An 11,226-nucleotide genomic window follows, 5' to 3' on the forward strand; every position below is an offset into this window, starting at 1 on the left:
GGGAACTTTTGGACTTTCCAGTGCGTGAATTACTGGGAACGGTGTATAGCTTGAAACCGAAGCAGCACCACTCGCGCGCAGAAGTTGCGCCTTGCAGCACTACCAGGAGGGACGGGGCAAAACCCCGATCAGATGAAAGCTAAGAGTTTCTTCAAGGGCCCGGGCATCTGGATTGTTGTCGTCGTTGGCTTGCTCCTGGTGGCATTCGCAACACTGGCTCCGGGCGGTTCCACACGCATTGACACCAAGGAAGGCCTGGATCTCCTGTCGCAAAGCGGCAAGGTCGAGCAGGCCAAGATCTTCGACGCCGAGAACCGCGTCGACTTGGTGCTGAAGGACAACCTGAACCTGGATGGACAGGACAAGGGCAAGAATGTCCAGTTCTTCTACGTCACGGATCGTGGTCCGGATGTCGTGAAGGCTGTTACCAACGCCAACCCGGACAAGGGCTTTACTGACCAGCCCGTCGAGAACAACTGGTTCTCCGGCCTGTTCTCGCTCCTTATCCCGGTGCTGTTGCTCGGTGTCCTGTTCTGGTTCCTGCTGTCCCGCATGCAGGGCGGCGGCTCCAAGGTCATGCAGTTCGGCAAGTCCAAGGCCAAGCTGGTCAACAAGGACATGCCCCAGGTGACGTTCTCCGACGTTGCCGGTGCTGACGAGGCCGTGGAAGAGCTCCAGGAAATCAAGGAATTCCTCCAGGAACCGGCGAAGTTCCAGGCGGTCGGCGCCAAGATCCCCAAGGGTGTGCTGCTCTACGGCCCTCCGGGTACCGGTAAGACCCTGCTCGCCCGTGCTGTCGCAGGCGAAGCCGGTGTTCCGTTCTTCTCCATCTCCGGCTCGGACTTCGTGGAGATGTTCGTCGGTGTGGGTGCCTCCCGCGTCCGCGACCTCTTCGAGCAGGCCAAGGCCAGTTCCCCGGCAATCATCTTCGTGGACGAGATCGACGCCGTCGGCCGTCACCGCGGTGCCGGCATCGGCGGCGGAAACGACGAGCGTGAGCAGACCCTGAACCAGCTCCTTGTGGAGATGGATGGCTTCGACGTCAAAACCAACGTCATTCTCATCGCGGCGACGAACCGTCCCGACGTCCTGGACCCCGCACTGTTGCGCCCGGGCCGTTTTGACCGCCAGATCACCGTGGAAGCTCCGGACATGATCGGTCGCGAACAGATCCTCAATGTCCACGCCAAGGGCAAGCCCATGGCTCCCGGCATCGACCTCAGGGCTGTTGCCAAGAAGACCCCCGGCTACACAGGTGCCGACCTGGCCAACGTCTTGAACGAGGCCGCGCTGCTGACCGCCCGTTCAAATGCGAACCTCATTGATGACCGTGCGTTGGACGAGGCAATCGACCGCGTCATGGCCGGCCCGCAAAAGCGCAGCCGCGTCATGAAGGAACTCGAGCGCAAGATCACCGCCTACCACGAAGGCGGTCACGCCTTGGTGGCGGCAGCACTGCGGAATTCCGCCCCGGTCACCAAGATCACCATCCTTCCCCGCGGCCGTGCACTCGGCTACACCATGGTGATCCCCGAGGATGACAAGTACTCGGTCACCCGCAACGAGCTGCTCGATCAGATGGCCTACGCCATGGGCGGCCGCGTCGCAGAGGAGATCGTGTTCCACGACCCCTCCACCGGTGCCTCCAACGACATCGAGAAGGCCACCTCCACTGCCCGCAAGATGGTGACGCAGTACGGCATGAGCGAACGCGTCGGTGCCGTGAAGCTGGGCCAGGGTGGCGGCGAGCCGTTCCTCGGCCGCGATGCCGCACAGGAGCGCAACTTCTCGGACCAGATCGCGTACGTCGTGGACGAGGAAGTTCGTCGCCTGATCGACCAGGCACACGACGAGGCCTACGCCATCCTTACCGAAAACCGGGACGTCCTGGACCGCCTGGCACTGGAACTCCTGGAACGGGAAACCCTGAACCAGGCTGAGATCGCCGAGATCTTCCACGACATCCGGAAGCGCGATTTCCGCGAGATCTGGTTGTCCAAGGAATCCCGTCCGGTCCAGTCCATTCCGCCGGTGGAAAGCCGTGCAGAAAAGGCCGAGCGGGAAGCCCAGGAGGAGGCCAAGAAGGCTCGCCTGGACGAACCGTTGGACACCGTAGCTCCGCACGCACAGGGCGTCAGCAGCCAGGACTCCTTCCAGGCGCCGCAGCCCGACGGCGGCAACGACCACCCGCATCACGGCTAAGCTTTCTGCTGTGACTCATTTCGACGACGACGACCTCGCCGCCGCCCACGGTTCCGCCACGGGCTCCAAGGCCCACTCCAAGGTGGACCGTCCGCGCATTGAAGCGGCGGTCCGCGAGATCCTGCTGGCAATTGGTGAAGACCCTGACCGTGGCGGGCTGCAGGACACGCCAAAGCGCGTGGCCAAAGCCTATGCCGAGGTGTTCGCGGGCCTGCACCAGCACCCCGCGGACGTCCTGTCCACCACCTTCGACCTCGACCACGAAGAGCTTGTCCTGGTGAAGGACATTCCCTTCTACTCCACGTGCGAACACCACCTGGTGCCGTTCCACGGAGTAGCGCATGTCGGTTACATTCCGTCACATGACGGCAAGGTGACCGGCCTCAGCAAGCTGGCACGGCTGGTGGATATCTACGCCCGCCGGCCGCAGGTGCAGGAGCGCCTCACCACGCAGATCGTGGAGGCCCTGGTGAAGCACCTCAACCCGCGCGGGGCGATTGTCGTCGTCGAATGTGAACACATGTGTATGTCCATGCGCGGCATCCGCAAGCCCGGCGCGAAGACCGTCACCAGCGCGGTGCGCGGTCAACTCCATGACCCGGCCACCCGCGCCGAGGCCATGAGCCTCATCATCGGAAGGTAAGCATTTATGGACTCCCTCGCTGCAGCACCCGGAACCGGCCCGGCCACAAGCCCGCTGCCGGTTCTCCGTAAGCCGCGGCCCGCGGCCAGGTTCGAGGACCTGCCCACGGACCGCACGCTCGTCATGGGAATCCTCAACGTCACCCCGGATTCCTTCAGCGACGGCGGCACGCACCGCACACCGGACACAGCCATTGCGCTGGGCCTGCGTATGTTCTACGCCGGCGCTGACATCATCGATGTCGGCGGCGAGTCCACCCGTTCGGGCGCGGAACCTGTTTCCCCCGAGGAAGAACAGCGCCGCGTGCTGCCGGTAATCCAGGCCCTGGTGAAGGCCGGTGCGCTGGTCAGCATCGACACCATGCACACCTCCACGGCGGCCGCCGCTGTTGAGGCCGGAGCTGCCATCATCAACGACGTCTCCGGCCTGACCATCGAGCCCGATATGCCCGAGCTCGTGGCCCGCACCAAGGTCCCGTACATCCTGACGCACCGCCGGGGCGACGCCCTGACCATGGACAGCCTGACGGACTACAACAACGTCACCGAGGACGTGGTGGCCGAGCTCAGCGGCGTCCGCGACAAGCTGTATGCCGCCGGCGTTGCCCCGGAACAGATCATCGTCGATCCCGGTATCGGGTTCTCCAAGAACGAGAACCAGAACTGGGAACTCCTGAAGAACCTGGACCAGTTGTTCGTCCTGGGACACAAGGTGATGGTGGCCGCTTCACGCAAGCGCTTCCTTGGCTCGCTCCTCACAGTGGCCGGCAAGTCGGCAGCGCCGTTGGAGCGCGACTCCGCCACCGCCGCCATCACCGCTCTGAGTGCTGCCCAAGGCGCTTGGGCTGTCCGCGTCCACGACGTCGGCCCCAGCCTTGACGCCGTCAAGGTTGCCGCCCGTATCGCCCGCTGATTGGATAACGCTGTGGACAGGATTACGCTGACCGGCGTCACCGCCGTCGGTTATCACGGGGTGTTCGATTTCGAGCGCCGTGACGGCCAGCCCTTCGTCGTGGATGCCGTGCTGCACACGGATTTCACCAAGGCTGCCGAGACCGACGACCTGCAGTACACAGCGCACTACGGCGAAGTCGCCGAGTTGATCACGAAGCACATCGAGGGCGAGCCCTTGAACCTGATCGAGGGTCTCGCGGTCAGGATCGCCGAGGCCATCCTCGCGAACTACAGCGTGACCGCCGTCGACGTTACCGTCCACAAACCCAAGGCGCCCATTGAGGTTCCGTTCGGCGATGTGACCGTCAGCGTCCACCGGGAGCGATCATGAGCCCTGGCTATACCAAGGTCATTCTGGCTTTGGGCAGCAACCTGGGGGAGCGCAACGACACTCTTTCCACGGCCGTTGCCGACCTCGTTGATCCGCCGGAGGTCCGCCTCCTGGGGGTTTCTCCGGTGGTGCAGACCAAAGCGGTCGGCGGGCCGGAAGGACAGCCTGATTTCCTGAATATGGTCATGGCGGTGGAGACCACGCTCACTCCCTTGGAGCTGCTCAAGCATTGCCACGAGATCGAACAGAAGCATCACCGAACCCGTGAAGTGCGTTGGGGTCCCAGGACTCTTGATGTGGACATCATCGTTTTCGGGGACCTTGCAAGCGACGACCCCGTCCTCACCATCCCGCATCCCAGGGCAGCCGAGCGGGCTTTCGTGCTCTACCCCTGGTCGCTGCTTGAGCCACACGCCCGGCTGAATGGCCACAGCGTGGCTGAACTGGCCGCCGTCGCAGCCGACATGCCGGACATCCGCAGGTTCGACGGCTTTGGCGACGTCGCCGGCGTACCGGCCACAGGGGCGGTGGAGCCGCAGTGAAAGCCATGCGCCCGGTTGTTTTGGTGCTCATCGCCGTCATCGCTGCCGTCGTAGGCTGGCTGGCCACTGTCTCTACCAACCGTTTCAGCATGCCCACCCCTGTCCTGCCAACGTCCGCGTTGATCACCATGGGTGTCATCGCCGGACTCACGCTCGTCATGGGCGTGCGGGTCCTGCGGTGGCGAAACGGCAAGAAGAAGAACATGCTGAATCCGATTCTTGCCGCCAGGACCCTGATCCTTGCCCAGGCCTGCGCTTACGCTGGAACGCTCCTCCTTGGCTGGCATGCGGGTATCGGCGTGGACCTTCTGCGGATCGGCACGCTGCGCAGCGGTGAAGGCATCCTGTGGAATGCACTGCTGATGGGTGGCGGTGGTGTGGTGATGGTGGTCGTCGGCCTGGTAGTGGAGCGTTTTTGCCGGATACCGCCGGAGGACATCGAAGGCGGCTCCGCCGGTCCTGAAACCCGCCGGGGCGAAACCAAAGGCGAAGGCGAATATGCCTACCGAGGCGATTGACCCTCCCGGCGTCCAGTGGCTCCGGGTTTCCCCCAAGTACGTCACTGTCCGCTTGGTGGAGTGGGCCATCGGAAATGTGCTGATGGTTGCCGTCCTCAGCCTGCCGCTTGTCTTCGTGCTTCTGGGATGGTGGCGGTGGCCCCCGTTGTGGCTGGCCATTGCTGTTCCTGCCGTGATGCTGGTGCTTGCACTCTGGCGTCTGGCCCTCATTCCGCGCCAGGTGCGTGCCATTGGATACGCCGAACGCGACGATGACCTGCTCATTCGCCGGGGCATCTTCTTCCAGCGCACCATGGTGGTTCCGTACGGCCGCATGCAGTACGTTGATGTCGCCGTCGGGCCGGTTGAGCGCAGCCTGGGGCTGTGCACGCTGAAACTCCACACCGCTTCCACCGGTACGAATGCCCAGCTCCCCGGCCTTCCTGCCCAGGAAGGCGCCCGCTTGCGCGAACAGCTTTCGGCCCGCGGAGAAGCCAGGCTGGCCGGGCTGTGAGCCCGGGAGACTCTGCGGTGGTGTTACCGGACAAAGCCGTCGACGGCGACTGGAAGCGGGTCCATCCTGCCTCGCCTTTCGTCCGCGGCTGGGTGGCGTTGGCCGCCGTCGGGTTCTTCTTCAGCAGGGACGCTTTCGAGCGGATGCTGCAGGGCCGGGATTTTGTGGATCCGCACCTGAGCGGCCGGGTGCCATGGCTCCTGGCCGGTGGCGCTGTGGTGCTGCTCCTGACAGTCGGCGGTTTCATTCTCAGCTGGTACTTCACCCGCTACCAGGTGGCCGAAGGCTTTGTCCGGGTGAACACGGGTTTCCTGTTCAAGCAGCAGCGGCAGGCGCGCCTGGACCGCGTTCAGGCCATCGACATTGTGCAGCCGCTTCTGGCGCGGATTTTCGGTCTCGCAGAACTCAAGTTTGAGGTGGCCGACGCCGGCGAGTCGGCCGTGCGGCTGGCGTACCTTCCCATCGACCAGGCCAAGCAGCTGCGCGCCACGATCCTTGCGCGGGCGGCGGGTGTGGTCAGCGAGGCCGGGGCTGAGCAGGAGATCCCGGAAGCCCCGGAGCATGTTGTCCTGTCGGTGCCTCCGGCGCGCCTCCTCGGTTCCCTGCTGCTGAGTGAACAGACCGTGGGCATCCTCCTCGGGGCCGCCGCGGTGGTCTCAACCTCGGTCCTTCTGGACAACACAGCAATCTTCCTGGCCCTCATCCCCGCCATCCTTGGTATCGGCGCTTCGTATTGGAGTTCATTCAACAAGGGCTACAACTTCACCGCGGCCATATCGCCGGACGGCATCCGGCTCCGCTACGGACTCCTGGATACGCAGGCCCAGACGCTCCCCCCGGGCCGTATCCAGGCCGTGATGGTCAGGCAGCCCCCCATCTGGAGGCTCTTCGGTTGGTACCGGATGCACGTCAATGTGGCCGGCTACGGCGCCGCGGGGAATTCCGACGGCGCTGCCCGCACCATGCTGCTCCCCGTGGGGTTGAAGCCGGACGTCCTGCGGATGATGTCCTTGGTGTTGCCGGATCCCGGGGTGGACGAACCCGCGGCCGTCTTTGATGCCGGTTTGGAGGGACTGGCGCCGTCGGGCCGCGTCCCGGCCGGCACTGATGGATTCGTTACGACACCCCGCCGTGCACGGTTGCTGGCTCCGTTGGGCTGGCGTCGGAACGGCTTTTTGGCCACCGGGACCGCCCTGCTGATCCGGTCCGGCCGATGGTGGCGCACCCTGGTAATGGTGCCGCATCAACGCACACAGTCCATGGCGTTGCACCAAGGGCCGCTGGCACGGCGCTTTGGTGTGGCTGATCTTGTCCTCCACACCACAGCGGGCCCGGTGCTTCCCCGCGTGTTCCAGGCCGGGGTGTCCCAGGCAGTTGAGCTTTTCGACCAGCAGGCCGCCCGTGCCCGGGAGGCACGGAAGCGGCAGACCAGCGAACAATGGCTGGCGCAGGTGGCGCCGCAAGCCCCGGAAGTTGCCGCAGCGGCAGCACAGCCAGAAGAACCCCAAACACCTAACCAGGAGGACCGCCACGATGGCTAAGCCAGGACGACTCGGAGTCGGGATCGTAGGTGCAGGCAAAGTGGGCGCCGTCCTGGGCGCGGCTTTGCGCGCGGCCGAGCACGCCGTCGTCGGGGTTTCCGCTGTGTCCGAGGCGAGCCGCGAGCGGGCCGAAAATCTGCTGCCGGGCGTTCCGATCCTTGAAATCCAGGACATCGTCGAGCGTTCCGAGCTGGTGCTGTTGGCCGTGCCGGATGATTCGCTGGGCGAATTGGTGGCGGGCCTGGCAAAGCTGGGAGCCTGGCAGCCCGGCCAGTTGGTGGCCCACACCTCGGGCCGGTTCGGGGTCGGAATCCTCAACCCTGTGCGGTCCGCCGGCGCGATTCCACTGGCCCTTCACCCGGCCATGACCTTCACGGGCATGAGCCTGGACCTGACCCGCCTCATGGACTGCACTTTCGGCGTCACCGCGGACGCTGCCATGCTGCCGATTGCCCAGGCGCTCGTAGTGGAGATGGGAGCCGAGCCCGTGGCGATCGCCGAAGCCGACCGCACCCTCTATCACGCAGCCCTTGCACACAGCTCGAACCACATGGTCACCTTGGTGGCCCAGGCCTCGCAGATGCTGCGGGAAATCGGCGTTGAGACACCGGAATCCATGCTCGGTCCGCTGCTGCGCGCCACGCTGGAAAATGCCCTCGCGTCGGGCGAATCCGCACTGACCGGCCCGGTGGCCCGCGGAGATGTGGGTACGGTAACGGCGCACGCCCAGGCGTTGAAGGAGTACGACGCCGGCGCGGGCGGCGATGTCCTCGCCGCCTACCAGGCCATGGCCCGGGCCACCGCACGCAGGGCAGGCAACAGGGGACTGCTGCGCCCGGAACAATTGACTGGTATCGACGAGGCTTTGGACGCAGATCCCAAGGCGCCGGAAGGAAACTGAACAACAATGGCCATCAAACTCGTCACCACAGCATCGGAATTGCGTGCGGAAAGTGCCCGGCTTCTCGCTGAAAAACGCGGGAGTTCTCAGGGCCTGGTCCCCACCATGGGCGCACTGCACCAGGGCCACGCAGCGTTGGCCCGCACTGCGGTGGCTGATAACGATGTTGTGGTGGCCACGATTTTCGTCAACCCGCTGCAGTTCGGTGATGCCGTGGATCTGGACCGTTATCCCCGCACGCTTGAGGCCGACATGGACCTCCTCGATGCCGAAGGCGTGGACCTTGTTTTCGCGCCGTCCGTGGAGGAGGTCTACCCGGGCGGGCAACCGTTGGTGCGGGTGACCGCCGGCCCGCTGGGCGAAAAGTGGGAAGGCGCCTCGCGTCCGGGGCATTTCGACGGCGCCCTGACCGTGGTTGCCAAGCTGCTGCACTATGGACTCCCCGGCGGAGCGGCAGCGGACGGCACGACGGCGGCCTACCGTGCCTACTTTGGGCAGAAGGACGCGCAGCAGCTGGCCTTGGTGAAGCGGATGGTCTCGGACTTGAACTTCCCCGTGGAGATTGTTCCCGTGCCGATTGTCCGGAGCGACGACGGATTGGCGCTGTCCAGCCGCAACCGGTTCCTCTCGGACGAAGAGCACGAGGCCGCCCTGGTGTTGTCGCGGGCTTTGCGCCTTATTGAGTCGCGCGCAAACGCGCACGAACCGCTTGACCTGGATTCCGCCGTCGCGCTTGTTGAATCCCAGCCGTTGGTGGAACTGGACTACTTCGACGTCGTCGACCCCGCCACCTTGGAACCCCTCGCCGAAAACTGCAAGGAAACGCCGTTCCGCGGCGAAGGGCTGGCGATCATCGCGGCCAAAGTCGGTCCGGTCCGGCTCATCGACAACGCCCCATTGTTTTCCTAAGGTTTGGTTTTTCCCCCGTGACGGGAATTCGCTGGGCGTTTAGACTGTTCAAGTCTTCACCGGCACCGCTCGCCGGACACCAAATCCAAACCTTGGGGAATCCTCATGTCTACCGACGTCACGTCCGACGCTAACGGCAAACCCGAATCCGGCACTTCCGGAGCCGCCGCCTCGGCAGGGACAACGTCCACGCAGGCTTCGGCCTCCGGAAAGATGTCGCGTGAGTCCGTGACGGTCATCGTCACGCTGCTGGTGGCGACCTTCGTGGTGATCCTCAACGAGACCATCATGAACGTTGCCTTGCAGCGCCTCATGACGGATCTTCAGGTGAGTGCTTCCACGGTTCAGTGGCTTGCCACCGGGTTCATGCTCACCATGGCAGTGGTCATCCCCACCACGGGCTTCATCCTGCAACGCATGAGTACCCGGGGCGCGTTCATGCTTGCCATGGGACTCTTCAGCGGCGGCACTTTGCTGGCGGCGTTGGCACCCGGATTCCTGGTGCTGCTGCTGGCCCGCATCGTCCAGGCCGGCGGAACGGCCATCATGCTGCCGCTGCTGATGACCACCATCCTCACGCTGGTGCCCATGTCCAAGCGCGGCGCCGTCATGGGCAACGTGAGCATTGCCATTTCCGTGGCGCCCGCGATGGGGCCCACCGTTTCCGGCATCATCCTTGACCATTTCTCGTGGCGTTTCATGTTCGTATTCGTGCTGCCGGTCGCCTTGGCTGCTTTCGCGATTGGTGCCAAGTACCTCACCAATGTGGGGGAGCGCGAGAAGACGACCCTCGACGTCACGTCCGTGATCCTGACGGTTCCGGCCTTCGGTGGACTGGTCTATGGCCTTAGCCAGATCGGTGGTTCCAACGCGGGGGTTGTTCCGGTGATCGCCCTGGTGGTCGGCCTTCTATGCCTGGCGCTGTTTGTCGTCCGGCAGCTCAAGCTGCAGAAGTCCGATGCTCCGCTGCTGGACCTGCGCGCCTTCAAGTTCCGCATGTTCACGGTGTCCACGCTGTTGATGGTGGTGGCAATGATGGCGCTGTTTGGCGGCGTCATCCTGCTTCCGCTGTACCTGCAGAACACCTTGCACTTGCAGCCCCTGGAGACCGGGCTGGCCTTGCTGCCCGGCGGTTTGGCCATGGGCCTGCTGGGTCCCGTCATCGGCAGGATCTTCGACAAGGTGGGCCCTCTGCCCCTGACCCTGTCCGGTTCGGTCCTGATGGTGCTGACCTTGTGGCAGTTCTCGCGGCTGGATGAGGCCAGTTCGCTTGGTTGGGTGATTGCCCTTCACGTGGCCCTGAGCTTCGGCCTTGCGCTGCTGTTTACTCCGGCATTCACCACGGGCCTGAACCCGCTGCCGCCGCACCTCTACTCGCACGGTTCGGCGATCATCAGCACGGCCCAGCAGGTTTCAGGTGCAGCCGGTACCGCGCTGCTCGTGTCCATTTACGCTGTGGTTTCTGCTTCGTCTGGTCTGGTGGCCGGCATGCAGGCGGCCTTCCTGGCCGCGACCGTCATTGCCCTCGCCGCCGTGGTGCTCAGTGCCATGATGCGGAAGACCGAAGGCGCGGGAGGCCACGGCGGCCACTGACCCTCGCTCACATCCCGCGGGTTTGGACCGGACGCTTGCTCATATCCCGCGGGTTTGAATCGGACGCTTGCTCATTTTCTTCGACGCTCTCTCACTTTGGTGGGGGAGCGTTGTTGTTTTGGTGTCGGATGTCGTCTTTGGGGGTTCGACGGCGGTTGTTGGGTTGGGTGCGAGGGTGTCCGGGGGTTGTGATGGGGTTCACGGTGGTTGTTTTGGTGGGTTTGGGGGTGGTTTGTTGGGTTGGTGGGGTTGTTTGGGTTGTGTTTGCGGGGTTTTTGGGTGGTGTTGGGGTGGATTTGGTGTGGGGGTGGGGCGCGTGTAAAGTTATTCGAGTCGCCGCCGCTGATGCGGAAAGATAGCGACCGACTCCCTTTCAAATCACCGGTTCCGGTTGTGCTTTTGTGTGCTTCTGGTGGGTGGGGGAGGCCCGGGGTTTGGTTTGCTTTGTGCAGCCGGTTCGGGTAAGTTTGGAAAGTTGCTCCGGAGCGAGCCTGGACCCTGTGGGGTGTGGGTGGTGCCGGTAGTGTCTGTTGTTTGAGAACTCAATAGTGTGCCAAGTTTGTTGATACCGATTGTTTTATTGATTGGTTGAATTTTGCC

General features: G+C 64.0%; 11 protein-coding genes. All 11 read left to right on the plus strand.

All coding sequences use genetic code 11. The features are described from left to right. Positions 1–132 precede the first annotated feature (132 nt). Positions 133–2,202 (plus strand): ATP-dependent zinc metalloprotease FtsH, encoded by a 2,070-nt coding sequence (gene ftsH / locus PV760_RS14790; RefSeq protein ID WP_018778343.1) that lies wholly within the window; start codon positions 133–135, stop codon positions 2,200–2,202. Positions 2,203–2,212: 10 nt separating this feature from the next. Continuing rightward, positions 2,213–2,845, plus strand: coding sequence for a GTP cyclohydrolase I FolE (gene folE / locus PV760_RS14795; RefSeq protein WP_018778342.1), 633 nt, complete (start codon positions 2,213–2,215; stop codon positions 2,843–2,845). 6 nt (positions 2,846–2,851) lie between these two features. Beyond that, on the plus strand, positions 2,852–3,757 hold the full coding sequence (gene folP / locus PV760_RS14800) for a dihydropteroate synthase (RefSeq protein WP_018778341.1): 906 nt from the start codon (positions 2,852–2,854) through the stop codon (positions 3,755–3,757). A 12-nt stretch (positions 3,758–3,769) separates the two neighbouring features. Next, positions 3,770–4,129 carry a dihydroneopterin aldolase gene (gene folB, locus PV760_RS14805; RefSeq protein WP_018778340.1) on the plus strand — a complete coding sequence of 120 codons (360 nt, stop codon included), beginning with the start codon at positions 3,770–3,772 and terminating at the stop codon, positions 4,127–4,129. Continuing rightward, positions 4,126–4,671 carry a 2-amino-4-hydroxy-6-hydroxymethyldihydropteridine diphosphokinase gene (gene folK, locus PV760_RS14810; protein WP_055976521.1) on the plus strand — a complete coding sequence of 182 codons (546 nt, stop codon included), beginning with the start codon at positions 4,126–4,128 and terminating at the stop codon, positions 4,669–4,671. Before folB ends, folK begins: the two co-directional genes overlap by 4 nt. After that, the gene (locus PV760_RS14815) at positions 4,668–5,189 is read left to right on the plus strand and encodes a DUF3180 domain-containing protein (RefSeq protein WP_018778338.1); all 522 of its coding nucleotides are present in this window, start codon (positions 4,668–4,670) and stop codon (positions 5,187–5,189) included. Before folK ends, PV760_RS14815 begins: the two co-directional genes overlap by 4 nt. Continuing rightward, positions 5,170–5,682 carry a PH domain-containing protein gene (locus PV760_RS14820; protein WP_018778337.1) on the plus strand — a complete coding sequence of 171 codons (513 nt, stop codon included), beginning with the start codon at positions 5,170–5,172 and terminating at the stop codon, positions 5,680–5,682. The genes PV760_RS14815 and PV760_RS14820 overlap by 20 nt, the downstream gene beginning before the upstream one ends. After that, positions 5,679–7,223, plus strand: coding sequence for a PH domain-containing protein (locus tag PV760_RS14825; protein ID WP_354628138.1), 1,545 nt, complete (start codon positions 5,679–5,681; stop codon positions 7,221–7,223). The genes PV760_RS14820 and PV760_RS14825 overlap by 4 nt, the downstream gene beginning before the upstream one ends. Beyond that, positions 7,216–8,124 (plus strand): Rossmann-like and DUF2520 domain-containing protein, encoded by a 909-nt coding sequence (locus tag PV760_RS14830; protein ID WP_018778335.1) that lies wholly within the window; start codon positions 7,216–7,218, stop codon positions 8,122–8,124. The genes PV760_RS14825 and PV760_RS14830 overlap by 8 nt, the downstream gene beginning before the upstream one ends. A gap of 6 nt (positions 8,125–8,130) precedes the next feature. Continuing rightward, positions 8,131–9,033 (plus strand): pantoate--beta-alanine ligase, encoded by a 903-nt coding sequence (gene panC, locus PV760_RS14835; RefSeq protein WP_018778334.1) that lies wholly within the window; start codon positions 8,131–8,133, stop codon positions 9,031–9,033. A 105-nt stretch (positions 9,034–9,138) separates the two neighbouring features. After that, positions 9,139–10,626, plus strand: coding sequence for a DHA2 family efflux MFS transporter permease subunit (locus tag PV760_RS14840; protein WP_354628140.1), 1,488 nt, complete (start codon positions 9,139–9,141; stop codon positions 10,624–10,626). The last annotated feature ends 600 nt before the right edge of the window (positions 10,627–11,226 follow it).

The sequence above is a fragment of the Paenarthrobacter sp. CC6 genome (assembly GCF_040560085.1).
GTDB classification, from domain to species: Bacteria; Actinomycetota; Actinomycetes; order Actinomycetales; family Micrococcaceae; genus Arthrobacter; species Arthrobacter nicotinovorans.